At 73.2% G+C, this 17,328-nt stretch carries 15 protein-coding genes and 1 riboswitch; of the genes, 5 read left to right on the top strand and 10 right to left on the bottom strand.

Annotated elements, in window-relative coordinates; genetic code table 11:
• Positions 1-10: 10 nt before the first annotated feature.
• Both gabT and IQ279_RS15200 read left to right on the top strand, forming a co-directional pair.
• Positions 11-1,363 carry a 4-aminobutyrate--2-oxoglutarate transaminase gene (gene gabT, locus IQ279_RS15205; protein ID WP_206349052.1) on the top strand — a complete coding sequence of 451 codons (1,353 nt, stop codon included), beginning with the start codon at positions 11-13 and terminating at the stop codon, positions 1,361-1,363.
• 363 nt (positions 1,364-1,726) lie between these two features.
• Positions 1,727-2,353: a phosphatase PAP2 family protein gene (locus IQ279_RS15200; RefSeq protein ID WP_307792364.1), complete on the top strand. Its 627-nt coding sequence runs from the start codon at positions 1,727-1,729 to the stop codon at positions 2,351-2,353.
• Here the strand turns inward: IQ279_RS15200 and IQ279_RS15195 are convergent.
• On the bottom strand, positions 2,350-2,991 hold the full coding sequence (locus IQ279_RS15195) for a DUF4190 domain-containing protein (protein WP_206349051.1): 642 nt from the start codon (positions 2,989-2,991) through the stop codon (positions 2,350-2,352). The genes IQ279_RS15200 and IQ279_RS15195 overlap by 4 nt on opposite strands.
• Between IQ279_RS15195 and IQ279_RS15190 the strand changes: the two genes are divergently transcribed.
• On the top strand, positions 2,990-4,126 hold the full coding sequence (locus IQ279_RS15190) for an adenosine deaminase (RefSeq protein ID WP_206349050.1): 1,137 nt from the start codon (positions 2,990-2,992) through the stop codon (positions 4,124-4,126). The genes IQ279_RS15195 and IQ279_RS15190 overlap by 2 nt on opposite strands.
• 330 nt (positions 4,127-4,456) lie before the next feature.
• Here IQ279_RS15190 and IQ279_RS15185 read toward each other — a convergent pair whose 3' ends face one another.
• Positions 4,457-5,905 carry a gamma-aminobutyraldehyde dehydrogenase gene (locus tag IQ279_RS15185; RefSeq protein ID WP_206349049.1) on the bottom strand — a complete coding sequence of 483 codons (1,449 nt, stop codon included), beginning with the start codon at positions 5,903-5,905 and terminating at the stop codon, positions 4,457-4,459.
• A 298-nt stretch (positions 5,906-6,203) separates the two neighbouring features.
• Here IQ279_RS15185 and IQ279_RS15180 point away from each other — a divergent pair, with 298 nt between their 5' ends.
• Positions 6,204-6,953 (top strand): ABC transporter ATP-binding protein, encoded by a 750-nt coding sequence (locus IQ279_RS15180; RefSeq protein WP_206349048.1) that lies wholly within the window; start codon positions 6,204-6,206, stop codon positions 6,951-6,953.
• Positions 6,935-8,179, top strand: a complete 1,245-nt coding sequence (locus IQ279_RS15175) for a hypothetical protein (RefSeq protein ID WP_206349047.1) — start codon at positions 6,935-6,937, stop codon at positions 8,177-8,179. Before IQ279_RS15180 ends, IQ279_RS15175 begins: the two co-directional genes overlap by 19 nt.
• A gap of 63 nt (positions 8,180-8,242) precedes the next feature.
• Here IQ279_RS15175 and IQ279_RS15170 read toward each other — a convergent pair whose 3' ends face one another.
• The 8 genes from IQ279_RS15170 to tsf all read right to left on the bottom strand — a co-directional run bounded on the left by IQ279_RS15170 (position 8,243) and on the right by tsf (position 17,276).
• Positions 8,243-9,280 (bottom strand): ABC transporter ATP-binding protein, encoded by a 1,038-nt coding sequence (locus tag IQ279_RS15170; protein WP_206349046.1) that lies wholly within the window; start codon positions 9,278-9,280, stop codon positions 8,243-8,245.
• Positions 9,281-9,282: 2 nt separating this feature from the next.
• Positions 9,283-10,977, bottom strand: coding sequence for an ABC transporter permease (locus tag IQ279_RS15165; protein WP_307792363.1), 1,695 nt, complete (start codon positions 10,975-10,977; stop codon positions 9,283-9,285).
• Positions 10,953-12,047, bottom strand: a complete 1,095-nt coding sequence (locus IQ279_RS15160) for a thiamine ABC transporter substrate-binding protein (RefSeq protein WP_206349044.1) — start codon at positions 12,045-12,047, stop codon at positions 10,953-10,955. Before IQ279_RS15160 ends, IQ279_RS15165 begins: the two co-directional genes overlap by 25 nt.
• Positions 12,042-12,177: riboswitch (TPP riboswitch) on the bottom strand. It overlaps the preceding gene by 6 nt.
• An 84-nt stretch (positions 12,178-12,261) precedes the next feature.
• The gene (gene rlmN / locus IQ279_RS15155; RefSeq protein WP_206349043.1) at positions 12,262-13,368 is read right to left on the bottom strand and encodes a dual-specificity RNA methyltransferase RlmN; all 1,107 of its coding nucleotides are present in this window, start codon (positions 13,366-13,368) and stop codon (positions 12,262-12,264) included.
• Between the two features lie 186 nt (positions 13,369-13,554).
• Positions 13,555-14,736, bottom strand: a complete 1,182-nt coding sequence (locus IQ279_RS15150) for a phosphatidate cytidylyltransferase (RefSeq protein WP_372445147.1) — start codon at positions 14,734-14,736, stop codon at positions 13,555-13,557.
• Between the two features lie 21 nt (positions 14,737-14,757).
• Entirely contained in the window at positions 14,758-15,315 is a 558-nt protein-coding gene (frr, locus tag IQ279_RS15145; RefSeq protein ID WP_206349041.1) for a ribosome recycling factor, read from the bottom strand.
• A 172-nt stretch (positions 15,316-15,487) separates the two neighbouring features.
• Positions 15,488-16,258: a UMP kinase gene (gene pyrH, locus IQ279_RS15140; RefSeq protein WP_206349040.1), complete on the bottom strand. Its 771-nt coding sequence runs from the start codon at positions 16,256-16,258 to the stop codon at positions 15,488-15,490.
• Between the two features lie 181 nt (positions 16,259-16,439).
• Positions 16,440-17,276 carry a translation elongation factor Ts gene (gene tsf / locus IQ279_RS15135; RefSeq protein WP_206349039.1) on the bottom strand — a complete coding sequence of 279 codons (837 nt, stop codon included), beginning with the start codon at positions 17,274-17,276 and terminating at the stop codon, positions 16,440-16,442.
• Between the last annotated feature and the right edge of the window lie 52 nt (positions 17,277-17,328).

Below are 17,328 nucleotides of genomic sequence, written 5' to 3'. Positions count from 1 at the left end.
GGAGTCTGCCATGACCGAACTGTCCAAAGGCCCCGCTCTCCCCCAGGAGCGCCGCGTCGTCACCGCGATCCCCGGACCGAAGTCGCAGGAGCTGGCGGTCCGCAAGCAGGCGGCCGTGGCTGCGGGCGTGGGGGCGGTCATGCCCGTGTTCGCCGCCCGTGCCGGGGGCGGCGTCCTGGAGGACGTCGACGGCAACTCCTTCATCGACCTGGGCTCCGGCATCGCCGTGACCTCGGTCGGCAACAGCGCCGAGGCCGTGGTGCGCCGCGCCGCCGCCCAGCTGGAGCTGTTCACGCACACCTGCGTGATGGTGACCCCCTACGAGGGCTACGTGGAGGTCTGCGAGGAGCTGGCGAAGCTCACCCCCGGCGACCACGCCAAGCGGTCGGCGCTGTTCAACTCCGGCGCCGAGGCGGTCGAGAACGCCGTGAAGATCGCCCGCTCGTACACCGGGCGCCAGGCCGTCGTCGTCTTCGACCACGGCTACCACGGCCGCACCAACCTCACCATGGCGCTGACCGCGAAGAACATGCCCTACAAGCAGGGCTTCGGCCCGTTCGCGCCCGAGGTCTACCGGGTGCCGGTCGCCTACCCCTTCCGCTGGCCCACCGGCCCGGACAACTGCGCCGAGGAGGCCGCGGCCCAGGCGATCGACCAGATCTCCAAGCAGGTCGGGGCGCAGAACGTGGCCGCGATCGTCATCGAGCCGCTGCTGGGCGAGGGCGGGTTCATCGAGCCCGCCAAGGGCTTCCTGCCGCGCATCGCCGAGTTCGCCCGCGACAACGGCATCGTCTTCGTCGCGGACGAGATCCAGTCCGGCTTCTGCCGCACCGGCCAGTGGTTCGCCTGCGAGGACGAGGGGATCGTCCCGGACCTGATCACCACCGCCAAGGGCATCGCCGGCGGCCTGCCGCTGGCCGCCGTCACCGGCCGTGCCGAGATCATGGACGCCGTGCACTCCGGCGGCCTCGGCGGCACCTACGGCGGCAACCCGGTGGCCTGCGCCGCGGCCCTGGGCGCGATCGAGACGATGCGCGAGCTGGACCTGAACGCGAAGGCCCGCCGCATCGAGGAGATCATGAAGCCCCGGCTGGAGAAGATGGCCCAGCAGCACGGCGTGATCGGCGAGGTCCGCGGCCGGGGTGCGATGATCGCCGTCGAGCTGGTGAAGCCCGGCACCAAGGAGCCCGACTCCGAGGCCACCTCCGCCGTGGCCAGGCACTGCCACCAGGCGGGCGTGCTGGTGCTGACCACCGGCACCTACGGCAACGTGGTCCGCTTCCTGCCTCCGCTGGTCATCGGGGAGGATCTGCTGAACGAGGGCCTGGACGTCGTCGAGGAGGCCCTGGCGAGCCTGGGATGACACCCGGGGCGATCGTCCCGGAACGAGGAGCCGCGTGAAGAACGTGTGCGAGGGCCATGGCCTTGCGGTGACACGCCTGTCCTCCGCCCGCAGCCTGCCGTACGGTCTTCCTCGGAAGAACGCGGTGTCCCGTCCGCGGGCCCCCGCGGACGGTACCGAGCCGGTGATTCCCCTCATCCGGCCCGGCTGTGCCCTCGCGCACACTCCTCACCGATCGGACGGCCGCCCGCCCCACACCCCCCGGGGCGAGCGGTGACCGGTCGCCGCGGCGGCCCCGGAACCCTCCCCCCTGTTCCGGGGCCGCCGTTCCGCGGTTCCCGGCCGCTTCCGCTGTCGGCCGTACTCCTGACGGTGCTCTCGGCCGTGCTCCTCCCCCTGCTGCTCTTCGCCGCGGTCACCTGGCAGGTGGCCGCCGACGGACCACTGGCGAAGGAGGACGAGCGCCTGGCGCGCCGGATGCGCGAGGACGCCCCGCCGGCCGCTCTCGCCGAGTCCCTCGCCGACCTGGGCAACGTCGAGGTCGCGCTGCCCGTCCTGGCCGCCGCACTGGCGTACGTGTGGGCGCGCGGACGCCGTCGCCGCCCGCCGCCGGCGGTCCTGGCGGCCGCCGCGGCGATGGCCGCCGTACCGGCTCTGGTGGCGCCGCTGAAGGCGCTGACCGGCCGGCCCGGCCCGCTCGGCGGCACCGGTTACTTCCCCTCCGGCCACGCGGCGACGGCCGTGGTCGCCTACGGCGCCGCCGCACTGCTGCTGGCCCGCCTCCGCGCGCGGCCGCGGTGGGCCCGGCTGGTCCGGTGGACGCTGCCGGCGGCGGCCGCGCTGGTGTGCGCCGCCGTGGGCGCGGGGCTGGTGTGGCGCGGGTACCACTGGCCGCTGGACGTGCTGGGCAGTTGGTGTCTGGGCGTGCCGCTGCTGGCGGCCGTCCTCGCCGCCTCCGGCGGGTCCGGGCGGCCCGGACGGAACCGCCCGGACCCGCCGGGCGGCCGCTAGACCGCCCCGGCCGGCGGGCCGTACCCGCCGGAGGCGGGCGCCCGGTCCACCACCTGGGTGTGGTTGGTGTCCTCGTGCCACTCCTCCTCCGGTTCGAACCGGTCGATGTTGAGGACGAACCAGGCGCCCAGCGCGATGAGCGCGGCCGAGGCCACGAAGGAGACCACCCCGAGGACGAGCCCGGCCGTCGCCTGGCCGCTGCCGTACGCCTGGCCCCGCTTGACCCTGCGGCGCGCCGTGATGCCCAGGCCGATGGCGACGGGACCGGTGACGACGGCCAGGACCGCGCCGTAGAAGGTCGTCACCAGCACCATGCTGACGATGCCGAGGACCATCGCCGCGGTGCAGATGCCGCTGGTCTGCGGTGGCCGCGGGGGTGGCATCCAGCCGGCCACCGGACCCGCCGGCCCGTACCCGTGGCCGGGCTGGGGCACGGCTCCCGGCCACGGACCGCCGTACGCGTGCCCCTGCCCGGGCCACTGCCCGTATCCCTGTACGGGCGGCTGCGGCTGCTGCGGCTGTCCGGCCGGCGGCACGAACGCCGTCACGGCCGGTCGGCCGGACGGCGACGGGCCGGCCTCCTGTCCGCCGGCCTTGCCCAGCGGTACGCCCTCCCCCGGGCCCGGGTTCTCCGGCATGTCCCCTCCTCTTCGAGTGTCGGGCCATCGTAGGCGTGTGTGCGCCTCGCCCGGCTCCCGCCTACCATGGCCGCGCTCTCGTCCATCTGGAGGAATCTTGTCCAGCCCCGGCAGCGGCGGTCTGTCCGCGTTCATCGCAGGCCTTCCCAAGGCCGAACTCCACGTCCACCACGTCGGATCGGCCTCCCCCCGCATCGTGGCCGAGCTGGCCGCCCGGCACCCGAACTCCGCGGTCCCGGCCGACGAGGACGCGCTCGCGGAGTTCTTCACCTTCAGTGACTTCGCCCACTTCATCGAGGTCTACCTGTCCGTGGTGGACCTGATCCGCGACGCCGAGGACGTCCGGCTGCTGACCTACGAGGTCGCCCGGGACATGTCCCGCCAGAACATCCGCTACGCCGAGCTGACCGTCACCCCCTACAGCTCGACACGGCGCGGCATACCCGAGCGCGCCTTCATGGAGGCCATCGAGGACGCCCGCCGGGCCGCGGCCGCCGAGCTGGGCGTCACCCTGCGATGGTGCTTCGACATCCCCGGCGAGGCGGGCCTGGAGGCGGCAGAGGAGACCGCCCGGCTGGCCTGCGAGCTGCGCCCCGAGGGCCTGGTCTCCTTCGGGCTGGGCGGTCCGGAGGTGGGGGTGCCGCGCCCGCAGTTCAAGCCGTACTTCGACCGCGCGATCGCCGAGGGGCTGCACAGCGTCCCGCACGCGGGCGAGACCACCGGGCCGCGGACCGTCTGGGACGCCCTGGACTCGCTGCGCGCCGAGCGCATCGGGCACGGCACCAGTTCCGTGCGCGACCCGGAGCTGCTGGCGTACCTGGCCGAGCACCGCATCCCGCTGGAGGTCTGCCCGACCTCCAACATCGCCACCCGCGCCGTGACCTCACTGGACGAGCACCCGATCGCCGAGATGGTGAAGGCGGGGGTTCTGGTCACCGTCAACAGCGACGACCCCCCGATGTTCGGCACCGACCTGTGCACCGAGTACGAGATCGCCGCCCGGCTGCTGGGGCTGGACGCGGCCGGGGTGGCGGAGCTGGCGAAGAACGCCGTGACGGCCTCGTTCGCGCCCGCGCAGGTCAAGTCGTCCCTGTCCGCCGAGATCGACGCCTACCTGGCTTCCTGGCGGGGCTGACCGGCGCCCGGCCCGGACGGGCCCGGCGGCCCGGCGTAGTGCGGCGGCTGCGGCTGGTGGTGATGCGGCCGCGGGGGCCTGGTCATGTTCTCGGGTGCTCTCCGGTCCGCATGGCCCGCGTGGTCTGCGCGCCGCCCGCCGTCGTGCCGGACCACGTCCGTGCGCACGGAGACCGGACCGCACGGCCGCGCCGTGCCCGCTCCCCCGTTCGGTCGCTCCACGTCACCGGCCGGCTGCACGCGCCGTTCGTGCGGGCGAACGCTGCGGCCCCCGCGCCCGGGAGGGGCGTGGGGGCCGGGCGGCGCGGCGTCGCGCCGGGACGCGAGTGTGTCAGAGCGCCGTCATCACGTGCTTGACGCGGGTGTAGTCCTCCAGGCCGTACGCGGAGAGGTCCTTGCCGTAGCCGGACTTCTTGAAGCCGCCGTGCGGCATCTCGGCCACCAGCGGGATGTGGGTGTTGATCCACACGCAGCCGAAGTCCAGCGCCCTGGACATCCGCATCGCGCGGGCGTGGTCCTTGGTCCACACCGAGGACGCCAGGGCGTACTCGACGTCGTTGGCGTGGCGCACGGCCTCGGCCTCGTCGGTGAACTTCTGGACGGTGATGACCGGGCCGAAGACCTCGTTCTGGACGATCTCGTCGTCCTGCCGCAGGCCGGAGACCACCGTCGGGGCGAAGAAGTAGCCCTTGTCGCCGACGCGGTGGCCGCCGGTCTCGACCTTGGCGTGGTCGGGCAGGCGCTCGATGAAGCCGGTGACCTTCTCCAGGTGGGTGGGGTTGTTCAGGGGACCGTAGAAGCAGTCCTCGTCGCCGAGGTCGCCGGTCCGCACCTCGGCGGCGGCCTTGGTGAGGGCCGCGACGAACTCGTCGTGGACCGACTCGTGGACCAGTACGCGGGTGGCCGCGGTGCAGTCCTGCCCGGCGTTGAAGAAACCGCCGTCGCGGATGCCCTCGACGGCGGCCGGGACGTCGGCGTCCTCGAAGACCACGCAGGGGGCCTTGCCGCCCAGCTCCAGGTGGACCCGCTTGACGTCCTTGGCCGCGCTGCCGGCCACCTCCATACCCGCGCGGACCGAGCCGGTGATGGAGGCCATCGCCGGGACGCGGTGCTCGACCATCAGGCGGCCGGTGTCGCGGTCGCCGCAGACGACGTTGAAGATCCCGGCGGGCAGGCCCAGTTCCCCCAGCACCCCGCCGATGATCTCGGCGAGCAGGACGGTTGAGGCCGGGGTGGTGTCCGACGGCTTGAGGACGACGGTGTTGCCCGCGGCCAGCGCCGGGGCGAACTTCCACACGGCCATCATCATCGGGTAGTTCCACGGCGCGACCTGGGCGCAGACGCCGACCGGCTCGCGCCGCACGAAGGAGGTCATGCCCTCCATGTACTCGCCGGCGGACTTGCCCTCCAGCATGCGGGCCGCGCCGGCGAAGAAGCGGATCTGGTCGAGCATCATCGGCAGTTCCTCCTGCCGGGTCAGCTCCAGCGGCTTGCCGGTGTTCTCGCACTCGGCCGCCAGCAGTTCGTCGGCGCGCCGCTCGATCGCGTCGGCGATCTTGAGTACGGCGGTCTGGCGGGTGCCGGGGGTGGCGTCGCGCCAGGCCGGGAAGGCGGCCTCGGCCGCTGCCATGGCGGCGTCGACGTCGGCGGCGGCGGACAGCGGCGCCGTCGCGTACACCTCACCGGTCGCCGGGTTGACGACCTCGGTGGTGCGCCCGTCGGCGGCGTCCCGGAACTCCCCGTCGATGTAGTTGCGCAGCCGACGCAGTTCGGTGCCCATCTTCGCGCACTCCTGCTCTGTTGTCCGATGAGTAGGACACCCACCCTAACCATCGAAGAACGTGTTGGACACACCCACTCCTCCGGGAGTTCTTCCGCTCCGGACACTCGAATGGCGGAAATACTGGAGGAGGACTCCTCGAAGGACCATTCGGAGGAAACTGGGCGGCTCCCGCGCCCGCCGCCGTCCCGGCCGCGGCCGCGGTCCGTACCGTGCCAGTGACCGATCCCCCCTGGCGCTCGTTGTACCCCGTCAGGGAGGGGGCACGACCCGAAGGCGAGGAGCGGAGGTGCCCGTCATGGTGGCTGCACCCGAGGATCTGCTCTGGGCACGTGGGCTGCACCACGAGCACGAGGGCTCGCCCGCGTTGCTGGACGTGTGCGTCGGGGTCCGCGGGGGCGAGGTCCTGTCCGTCACCGGACCGCGCGGCTGCGGCAAGTCCACGCTGCTGGGCTGCCTGTCGGGACGGCTGGTGCCGGCGCGGGGCGAGGTGTGGTTCGACGGCGTCCCCCTGCACGCCCTTCCCGCACCCGCCCGCGAGCGGCTGCGCCGTGACCGCTTCGGCTGGGTCGGCAGCGAACCGCACCTCCTGCCGGAGCTGACGGTGTGGGAGAACGCCGCGCTGCCGCTGCTGCTGTCGGGCACCGGGCGGCGCCGGGCCCGCCGCACGGCGTGCGAGTGGCTGGAGCGGCTGGACGTCGGGTACTGCGCCCGCAGCCGGCCGGGCGCGCTGATGCAGGCGCAGCGGCAGCGGGTGGCCATCGCCCGCGCGCTGGCGCACTCCCCCGCGGTGGTCTTCGCCGACGAGCCGACCGCCCCGCTGCACCAGGCGGACCGCGCCCAGGTGCTGCGCACCCTGACCACCGCGGCCCGCTCGCACGGGATCACGGTGGTGCTGGCCAGCCACGACCCCAGGGTGGCGGGCGTGGCGGACCGCGCGGTCACACTCGTGGACGGCCGCCGGGTCGGCGCCGACGCCCCGCCGCCCACGGACGCACCCGTGCGGCCCGGTCCGGAGGGCAGGGCCGCGTGCTCGCTCTCCGCCTAGTACGCACCTTTCGCCCCTCGGCGCTGGCGCGGCGGGCACTGGTCGCCTGCACCGCCGGAGCCGTGGGGTTCCTGCTGCTGAGCGCACTGGGCCACGCCGTCGCCCACCCCGAGCGGCCCGGCGCGGCGACGGCCCGGCTGCTGTGGTGCGCGGTGCCGCTGGCCGCCTGTACTCATCTGGCCGTCACCGCCGTCCGCAGCGACCCGGGCGTACGCCCCCGGGCCGCACTGGACGCGGTCGGGGTGGGGCCCGCGCGGCTGCCGCTGCTGGCGGCGCTCACCACGGGCCTGTACTGCGCGCTGGGGTGCGCGCTGGCCCTGCCGGTCTTCCTCCATCTGCGCGGAGGACTCGCCGGTGTGCTCGGCGGTCTGCTCGGCGGCACGTCCGGCGGTGCGCTCGAAGGGATGCCGCTGGCCGGGGCGGCGGGCGAACTGCTGGGCGCCGGGCAGCCGCTGCCGCGGGCCGCGGCTCTGACGCTGCTGGCCGTGCCGCCGCTGGCCGCCGCCGGGGCGAGCGCGGCGGCCGCCCGGATGAGGACGGCACCCCGCGGCCACCGGGTGGAGCCGCCCGCCGTCCTCCCCCACCGGCCGCCGCCGGCGCCCGCCGGGCTGCCCTGGGGCGTGGCGGTCACCGCGGCCGGCCTGGCCCTGGAGTCCTACGCCGCCGAGCGGTTCGTCGCCTCCGCCGGACCGCTGGCACAGCTGCCGGGCCCCCCGGACGCCCTGGGACCGGGAGTCGTGGCCGGCTGGCTGCTGATCGCCTCGGGGCTGGTGCTGGCCGGTCCGGGCCTGGTCCATCTGTGCGGACTGCTGCTGGCTGTCGGCCGGCCGGGAGTGCTGCGGCTGCTGGCGGGCCGGGTGCTGCGTGAGGAGGCACCGCGCGTGGGCCACCCGGTGGGGGTGCTGTGCGCTGTGGCGGCGGGGGCGCTGACGGCGGTCCGGCTGCACGGGCCGGGTACGGTCCTCGGCGGCGGGGAGGCGTCGGTGGGGCCGCTGGCAGCGCTGGGCGCGGCGGTGGTCGTGGTGTGCGCGGTGGCGGGGGCGCTGAGCGCGGCGTCGGAGTTCCGTGCGGCCCGCGCTCCCGCCAACGACGGGCTGCGGCGGCTGGGCGTGCCGAACCGGCTGCTGCGCACCGCCGCCGCGCTGCGCGTGGCGGCCCTGCTGGGCGTGCTGGGGTCGGCGGCCTGGCTGGTGGCGGAGCTGGCCTCGATGCCGCTGGTGCGGTGAGGGCGGGCCTTTCGTACCGCACTGTCCGTTCCCCTTCCCCGAACCTCCGCTCCCCGTCCGCGCTCACCGCGCGGGCAGGACGACCACCTCGGCCGCGTCGAAGGCGGCGGACACGGTGGTGCCCGGGCCGGGCGCCGTGTGCAGTGGGCAGGACGCCTCCAGCTCGGGGCCGTCCTCGGGTGCGAGCAGCAGAGAGATCTCCGAGGAACCGCCGCCGCGCAGGGTGCGGGCGGTGACGGTGCACGGCAGTCCCTCGCCGGGGTCCGCGAGCCGCACCCCGGCGGGGCGCACCAGCACGGTGCACGGCCCCTGGGGCGCGCCGGGCGGTACGGGCACCGCGCCCCAGGGGGTGTCCGCGCTCCGCCCCCGCACGACCGCCGCGGCGAGGTTGGTGAAGCCCAGGAAACGGGCGACGAACTCCGAGGCGGGGCTCAGCCACACGTCCACCGGGCTGCCGGTCTGGGCGATCCTCCCCGCCTCCATCACCACCACCCGGTCGGCGAGCGCGAACGCCTCGCCCTGGTCGTGGGTGACGGCCAGCACGGTGGTGCCCAGGCGGCGGAAGAGCTGCCGCAGTTCCACCACGAGCCGCTCGCGCAGGGAACGGTCGAGCTGGCCCAGCGGCTCGTCCAGCATCAGCAGGCCGGGACTGGGGGCGAGCGCGCGGGCGAGTGCGACGCGCTGCTGCTCGCCGCCGGAAAGGGCGGACACGGGCCGCTTCTGCGCCCCGGGCAGGCCGACCATTTCCAGCAGTTCGGCCACCCGCCCCTGGACCTCTCCGCGCGGTTCGCCGCGCATGCGCGGGCCGAAGGCGACGTTGCCGCCGACGTCACGGGTGGGGAAGAGCTGGTGGTCCTGGAACATCAGGCCCACCCCGCGCCGGTGCGGGGGCACGCCCCGCTGGTCGCGGCCGGCGAGCAGCACCCGTCCGGAGTCCGGCTCCGTCAGTCCGGCGACGGTCCGCAGCAGGGTGGACTTGCCGCTGCCGGAGGGGCCTAGCACGCAGACGATCTCGTGCTCGGCGACATCGAGGTCGACGGCGTCCAGGGCGGTGCGCCCGCCGTAGCCCACGGTGACGCCGTCCAGTCGCAGCGAGGCCATCCCTACAGCTCCCCCGATCGGTCGGTGCGGACGCCCTCCAGCGCCAGCAGGGTCGCCGCGCACAGCAGCATCAGGATCGTGCTGAGCGCCATGGCCTGGCCGTAGCTGGCCTCTCCGGCCCGGCCCAGCAGGCGGGCGACGGCCACGGGCAGGGTGGGGGCGTCGGCGCGGGCGATGAAGACCGTGGCGCCGAACTCGCCCAGCGAGACGGCGAAGGCGAAGCCCGCGGCGACCAGCAGCGCCCGCCGCACCAGCGGCAGGTCGACCTCGCGCCACACACGCGGCGGCGAGGCGCCCAGCATCGCGGCGGCCTCACGCAGCCGGGCGTCCACCGCTCGCAGCACCGGCAGCAGGGTGCGCACCACGAAGGGGATGCCGACCAGGGCCTGGGCGAGCGGGACCAGGATCCACGACGAGCGCAGGTCCAGCGGAGGGGCGTCCAGCGCGATGAGGAACCCGAAGCCGACGGTGACCGCCGAGGTGCCCAGCGGGAGCATCAGCAGCGCGTCCAGACCGCGCAGCAACCGCCCGGCCCGGCCTTCCGGGCCGCGCAGGGTGAGGGCGACCGCGGCCGGGACGCCGACGGCCAGGGCGACGGCGGTGGCGGTGGCCGCGTAGGCCAGGGAGTTGCCGACCGCCTCCAGCGGGGCGACGGTGAAGGTGCCACCGGCCGCGTCGGCCGACCCCAGGGCGCGGTAGTGGTGCAGCCCGTAGCCGTCGGGACCGCTCAGGGAGCGCTCGGCGAGCACGGCGAGCGGTGCCAGGAGCAGCACGGCGATCTGGAGCAGCACCCCCGCCAGCAGCGCCCGCTGTCCGGCCCCTCGTGGGCGGCGGGCGCTGCCGGCGGCGTCGACCAGGCCCAGAGCCGTCCTGCGGCGGCGCAGGAGGCGGGAGTGGAAGGCCATCAGGGCCGCGACCGCGGCGAACTGCAGCAGCGTCAGGACGGCGGCGGTGGGCAGGTCCAGCAATTGGGCGGTCTGCCGGTAGATCTCCACCTCCAGGGTGGCGTAGCGGGGGCCGCCGAGGATCTGGACGACTCCGAAGGAGGTGAAGGTGAACAGGAAGACCATCAGCGCGGCGGCGGCCACCGACGGGACGAGCGCGGGAAGGGTCACGGTGCGCCAGGCCGTCCACCGGCTCGCGCCGAGCACCCGCGCGGCCTCCTCCTGCCGGGGGTCGAGCTGCGCCCACAGGCCGCCGACGATCCGCACGACCACGGCGTAGTTGAAGAAGACGTGGGCCAGCAGAATGGCGGCGACGCCGGTGTCCAGCCGCACCCCCCACCACTGGTCCAGCAGTCCGCCGCGGCCGAGCAGGGCCAGGAAGGCGGAGCCGACGACGACGGTGGGCAGCACGAACGGCACGGTGACCGCCGCCCGCAGCATCCGCCTGCCGGGGAAGTCCAGGCGCGCCATCACATACGCGCCGGGCAGCGCCAGCAGCAGGGTGAGCACGGTGGAGGCCGCCGCCTGCCACAGCGTGAACCACACCACGCCGGCGATGTCGGGATCGGTGAGGACGGCGGCGATCCGCTCCGGTCGCCACCGCCCGCCGTCGTACAGCCCGCGCGCGGTGATGGCGGCGACGGGGTAGGCGAAGAACAGCGCGAGGAAGACGGCCGGCACCGCCGCGAGCGCGAGGCGCGCCGCCGTCCCCGCGCGTATGCCCGTCCTCACCTCACGACGGCCGAGGTCCACGCCTTGATCCACGCCTCGCGGTTCTCGGCGATCCTCTCGGGTGCCATGGTGTGGGGGTCGTCGATCGTCTCGCCGTAGCGGGTGAAGACCTCGGGCAGTTCGGCGTCCTCGCGCACGGGGTTGACGAACATCTGCAGCGGCAGGTCCTCCTGGAAGGACCGACCGGTCATGAAGTCCAGCAGTGCCTTGCCGCCGGCGGGGTTGTCCGCGCCCTCCAGCAGTCCGGCGAACTCGATCTGGCGGAAGCAGGTGCCGGTGGCCACCCCGGTGGGGGCCTGCTCGGGCGCGGGGTCGGTGCCCAGGACCTCGGCGGGCGGACTGGAGGCGTAGGAGACGACCAGCGGCCGGTCGCCCTTGCCCTTGCCCCCGGAGGAGCCGGAGAAGTGGTCGTAGTACGCCTGCTCCCAGCCGTCGACGACCTCGACGCCGTTGGCCTTCAGCTTCTTCCAGTACTCCTGCCACCCCTCGCCGTACTCGGCGACGGTGGCCAGCAGGAAGCCCAGGCCGGGCGAGGAGGTGGCGGCGTTCTCGGTGACCAGCAGGTCCTTGTAGGCGGGCTCGGCGAGGTCGTCGAGGGTGTCGGGCGGGGCGATGCCGCGCTCCTCGAAGTAGGCGCGGTCGTAGTTGACGCAGACGTCGCCGGAGTCGACGGGGGTGACCCGGTGCTCCTGTGCGTCGAGCTGGTACCGCGCGGGTATCTTCGCCAGGCCCTCCGCCTCGTACGGCGTGAACAGGCCGTTGTCCAGGGCACGGGAGAGCAGGGTGTTGTCGACGCCGAAGAGGACGTCGCCCTGCGGGTTGTCCTTGGACAGGATCGCCTGGTTGAGGGAGGAGCCGGCGTCACCGCCGCGCAGCACCTTCACCTTGTAGCCGGTCTTCTCGGTGAACTCCTCCAGCACGGCGTCGGAGGCCGCGAAGGAGTCGTGGGTGACCAGGGTGACCGTCTTGCCGCCCTTCCCCTCCCCTCCGCCGTCCCCGGAGGGCTGCGAGCCGCCGCACGCGGCGAGGGCGGAGAGGGTGAGCGTGCCGAGGACGGCGACGCCCAGGGCGCGCCGGAACTTGAGGTGCATCTTCTTCTGACTCCCTACGCCGGTACTAACCGGATCAGGTCCGAGGGTCTGCGGCCCACCGGGTGGCCTCTCGGCCCTCTCCCGGCGGCACCGCACTCTCAGCGCTGTACGCGCTCCCCTGTCGGTTCCGCTGTTTCGGTATCGGTGTTCGCCTGTTTCGCCACCGTGTGCGACCACTGAGGTCACCGCCACCGTACCAGTGGCGGGCCGGCCCTCAGCGCTCGGTGGCGGCGAGCTGGCCGCAGGCGCCGTCGATCTCCTGCCCACGGGTGTCGCGGACGGTCACCGGCACGCCGTGCGCCTCCAGTCCGGCGACGAACGCGCGCTCGTCCTCGGGCCGGGACGCGGTCCACTTGGAACCGGGCGTGGGGTTGAGGGGGATGAGGTTGACGTGCGCCCGCTTGCCCGCCAGCAGCCGGCCCAGCAGGTCGGCGCGCCACGCCTGGTCGTTGATGTCCCGGATGAGCGCGTACTCGATGGAGACACGGCGGCCGGACCTCTCGGCGTACTCCCAGGCGGCGTCGAGGACCTCACGGACCTTCCATCGGGTGTTGACCGGCACCAGCGTGTCACGCAGCTCGTCGTCGGGCGCGTGCAGGGAGACCGCCAGCCGGCACTTGAGCCCCTCGTCGGACAGGCGGTGGATCCCCGGCACCAGTCCGACGGTGGAGACGGTGATACCGCGCTGGGACAGGCCCAGGCCGTCGGGCTCGGGGTCGGTCAGCCGGCGGATGGCGCCGATGACCCTCTTGTAGTTGGCCAGCGGCTCGCCCATGCCCATGAAGACGATGTTCGACAGCCGCGCGGGGCCCCCGGGCACCTCGCCGTCGCGCAGGGCGCGCATGCCCTCGACGATCTGGTGGACGATCTCGGCGGTGGACAGGTTGCGGTCCAGACCGGCCTGGCCGGTGGCGCAGAAGGGGCAGTTCATCCCGCAGCCGGCCTGGGAGCTGACGCACATGGTGACCCGGTCCGGGTAGCGCATCAGCACCGACTCCACCAGCGTCCCGTCGTGCAGCCGCCACAGCGTCTTGCGGGTGGTGTCGTCGTCGCAGCTGACGTGCCGCACCACGGTCATCAGCTCGGGCAGCAGCTCGCCCGCCAGCCTCTCGCGCGCGGCGGCCGGGATGTCGGTCCAGGCGGCGGGGTCGGTGGCGTACCGGGCGAAGTAGTGCCGCGACAGCTGCTGGGCGCGAAACGGCTTCTCGCCGATCGCGGCGACGGCCTCGCGCCGCTCGGCCGGGGCGAGGTCGGCGAGGTGCCGCGGCGGCCTGGCGGCCCCGCGCGGCGCGACAAAGGTGAGTTCTCCGGGTGCAGGCATAACCCGTCCAGTGTGGCAGATCGACTCCGGCACCCCGGGCCGCAGCCGTCGCGGGGTCTGCCTCCGGGCCGGGACGAGTCGCCTCGCCATCGCACGTCGCCACCCGCCCGGCATTCCGTTCCCCGTGATGCGTCAGGGGCCGCCGCACCGGTGCGGCGGCCCCTGACGCATCACGGGGAACGGGTGTCAGCCCACGCCGACGAAGACGACCAGCAGCAGCCAGACCACGGGGGCCGTCGGCAGCAGGGAGTCCAGGCGGTCCATGATGCCGCCGTGACCGGGCAGCAGGGTGCCCATGTCCTTGATGCCCAGATCCCGCTTGATCATGGACTCGCCGAGGTCGCCCAGGGTGGCGCTGGCGGCCGCTGCCAGGCCCAGCAGCAGACCCTGCCACCAGGTGCCGCCGTCGATCAGGAAGTGCATGCACAGCGCGCCCGCCGCCATCGCGAAGGCCACCGCCCCCAGCAGGCCCTCGCGGGTCTTGCCGGGGCTGATGCGCGGGGCGAGCTTGTGCGTGCCGAAGCGCCAGCCGACCGCGTATGCCCCGGTGTCGCTGACGACGGTGAGCAGCAGGAAGGTGAGCACCCGCTGCGGGCCGTCGGCGGCGGCGAGCATCATGGCCACGAAGGTGGCCAGAAAAGGGACGTAGAAGGCGGCGAAGACACCGGCGGTGACGTCCCGCAGGTACTCCGCCGGGTCCTCCGTCATCCGCCACACCAGTACGGCCAGCGCGGTGAGCGCGGTGGCCACCCAGGCGCCCTCCGCGCCGCGGACGTAGCCGGCGACGACCATCGCGGCGCCGCCGACGGCCAGCGGCACCAGCGGAGCCCTGATCTGCTTGCGCTCGGCGAGACGGGAAGTCAGCTCCCACAGCCCGACCACGACGGCGGCGACGATCACGCCGACGAAGACGTGCTTGTAGACGAAGAGCGAGGCGATGATGACGGCGCCCAGCCCCAGGCCGACCCCTATCGCGGCGCGCAGGTCGCGGCCCGCCCGCTTGCGGCCCGAGGAACGGCCCCGGGGCGAGAGCGCGGCAGGCTCCGTCCCGGGGCCGGTCCGCGGTTCGGGCCGGCCGTCATCGCCGGGGGCGGGGCCGCCGAACGGCCGCCCGGCCGCCCGGCCGTCACGATCGTCCTGGTCACCGCCGGGGGCGTCGGGCACGATGGGCATACGCCGAGTCTGCGACGCCTGGGCGTCCTCGTGCGTGTAACCCGCCGGGGCCTGGGCCATCTCTGCGCGAAGCGGGGAGGAGAAACCCTGTTCGGGGGTGCTCCGGTATCCGAAGTGGCCGGGAGGGGCGGGGTGGCCGGGACGACCGGAGGGCCCGGCGCCCGACGGTGGTGCTCCCCAGGATGAGTCGTTCACGAAAATCGCAGCCTCGAAACCTCAGACCTCGAGAAGCTCGGCTTCCTTGTGCTTGAGCAGTTCGTCCACCTGCGTGACGTACTTGGAGGTGGTGTCGTCGAGCTCCTTCTCCGCGCGGCGGCCCTCGTCCTCACCGATGTCGCCGTCCTTGACGGCCTTGTCGATGGCCTCCTTGGCCTTGCGGCGGACGCTGCGGATGGAGATCTTGGCGTCCTCGGCCTTCCCCTTGGCGACCTTGATGTACTCCCGGCGGCGCTGCTCGGTCAGCTCCGGGAAGACGACGCGGATGATATTGCCGTCGTTGGAGGGGTTGACGCCGAGGTCGGAGTCACGGATGGCCTGTTCGATGTTGCGCAGCGCGCTCTTGTCGAACGGGGTGACCACGGCCATTCGCGGCTCGGGCACCGAGAACGACGCGAGCTGGTTGATCGGGGTCATCGCACCGTAGTACTCGGCCACGATCTTGTTGAACATCGCCGGGTGCGCACGGCCGGTGCGGATCGCGGCGAAGTCCTCCTTGGCGACGACGACCGCCTTCTCCATCTTCTCCTCGGCCTCGAGGAGGGTCTCTTCGATCACCACGTGCTCCTGGTTCGATGAATTGAGCCGGAAAGCCCTGATTCCTGCACGGTGTCCGACCGGCAGGCTGTTGTCCATCCCCGTACCGTGCCCATCGTGCGGCACGGAGTTGCCGTACGGTGCCGTGTGCGGCGACTCCCGTACGGACGTCGTTTCGTGTCCGCCGCGGGCGTCAGGCCCGGGAGCCCTGGTCGCTCACCAGCGTGCCGATCTTCTCACCCCGGACCGCCCTGGCGATATTCCCCTCGGCCAGCAGCTCGAAGACGAGGATCGGAAGCCTGTTGTCGCGGCAGAGGGTGATGGCGGTGGCGTCGGCCACCCTCAGCTCGCGGGCGATGACCTCGCCGTACTCCAGGGCGTCGAACTTCACCGCGTCGGGGTTGGTCGCCGGGTCGGAGTCGTAGACGCCGTCCACGCCGTTCTTGCCCATCAGCAGCGCCTCGGCGTCGATCTCCAGGGCGCGCTGGGCGGCGGTGGTGTCGGTGGAGAAGTACGGCATGCCCATGCCGGCGCCGAAGATGACCACGCGCCCCTTCTCCAGATGCCGCACCGCCCTCAGCGGGATGTACGGCTCGGCGACCTGCCCCATGGTGATGGCGGTCTGCACGCGGGAGTCGATGCCCTCCTTCTCCAGGAAGTCCTGGAGGGCGAGGCAGTTCATGACCGTGCCGAGCATGCCCATGTAGTCGGACCGGGCCCGGTCCATGCCGCGCTGCTGGAGCTCGGCACCGCGGAAGAAGTTGCCGCCGCCGATGACGACGGCGATCTCGGCGCCGTCACGGACCACGGCTGCGATCTCGCGGGCGACCTTGTGCACGACGTCGGGGTCGACTCCGAGCCCTCCACCGCCGGCGAACGCCTCGCCGGAGAGCTTCAGCAGGAAGCGGCGGCGGTCGTGGTCCTTGTCGGAGGCTTTGCCTCCGGGGTCGTTGCCCTGTTTCATGCGGATCTCCTCGTGCACACGCGTGAGGAGGCCATTGCCGGTGGTTCCTCTCGGTCCCCGAAAGCGGCAATGGCCTCCTCGTCACAACTGCGGTCGTCCGGTCCGTACACGCCTGCACTCAGTGCGTCACGCACCGGGACGGGCCCCGTAACCCGACCCTAACCGGGAGCGGGCCTACGGATCAGGCGCCGACGCGGAAGCGGGCGAAGCGCTTCAACGTGACACCGGCCTCGCCCAGGATCTTCTGGACGGACTTCTTGTTGTCCTTGGCGAAGGGCTGGTCCAGGAGGCAGTTCTCCTTGAAGAAGCCGTTCACCCGGCCCTCGACGATCTTGGGCAGGGCCTGCTCGGGCTTGCCCTCCTCGCGCGCGGTGGCCTCGGCGACGCGGCGCTCGTTCGCGACGGTCTCCTCCGGCACGCCCTCGCGGGAGAGGAACTTCGGTGCGAAGGCGGCGATGTGCTGCGCGACGTCCTTGGCGACCTCGGCGTTCTCCTGCTCCAGCTCGACCAGGACACCGACCTGCGGGGGCAGGTCCGGGCTGGTGCGGTGCATGTAGGCGGCCACGTAGCCACCGGAGAACTGCGCGAAGCGGTCGAGGACGATCTTCTCGCCGAGGGTGGCGTTGGCCTCGTCCACGTACACCTGGACGCTCTTGCCGGGCTCGATCTCGGAGGCGAGCAACGCCTCGATGTCGGCCGGGGAGGTGGCGGCGACGTGGGCGGCGATGGCGTCGGCGACGGCGAGGAACTTGTCGCCCTTGGCGACGAAGTCGGTCTCGCACTTGAGCTCGACCAGCACACCGGACTTCTTGTCGTCGGCGATCAGGGAGACGACGGCGCCGTTCTCGGCGGTGCGGGACTCGCGCTTGGCGACGCCCTTCTGGCCCTTGACGCGGAGGATCTCGACGGCCTTGTCGACGTTGCCCTCGGCCTCGTCCAGCGCCTTCTTGCAGTCCATCATGCCGGCGCCGGTGAGCTCGCGGAGCTTCTTGACGTCAGCGGCGGTGTAGTTCGCCATGGTCGGTGAATCTCTTCTCGGAAGGTCGATGAGGATGGATCGATCTACGGGA

Origin of the sequence: Streptomyces verrucosisporus (assembly GCF_017114865.1) — a bacterium.
GTDB lineage: Bacteria > Actinomycetota > Actinomycetes > Streptomycetales > Streptomycetaceae > Streptomyces > Streptomyces fenghuangensis.
This window is presented reverse-complemented; position numbering and strand designations above follow the sequence as displayed.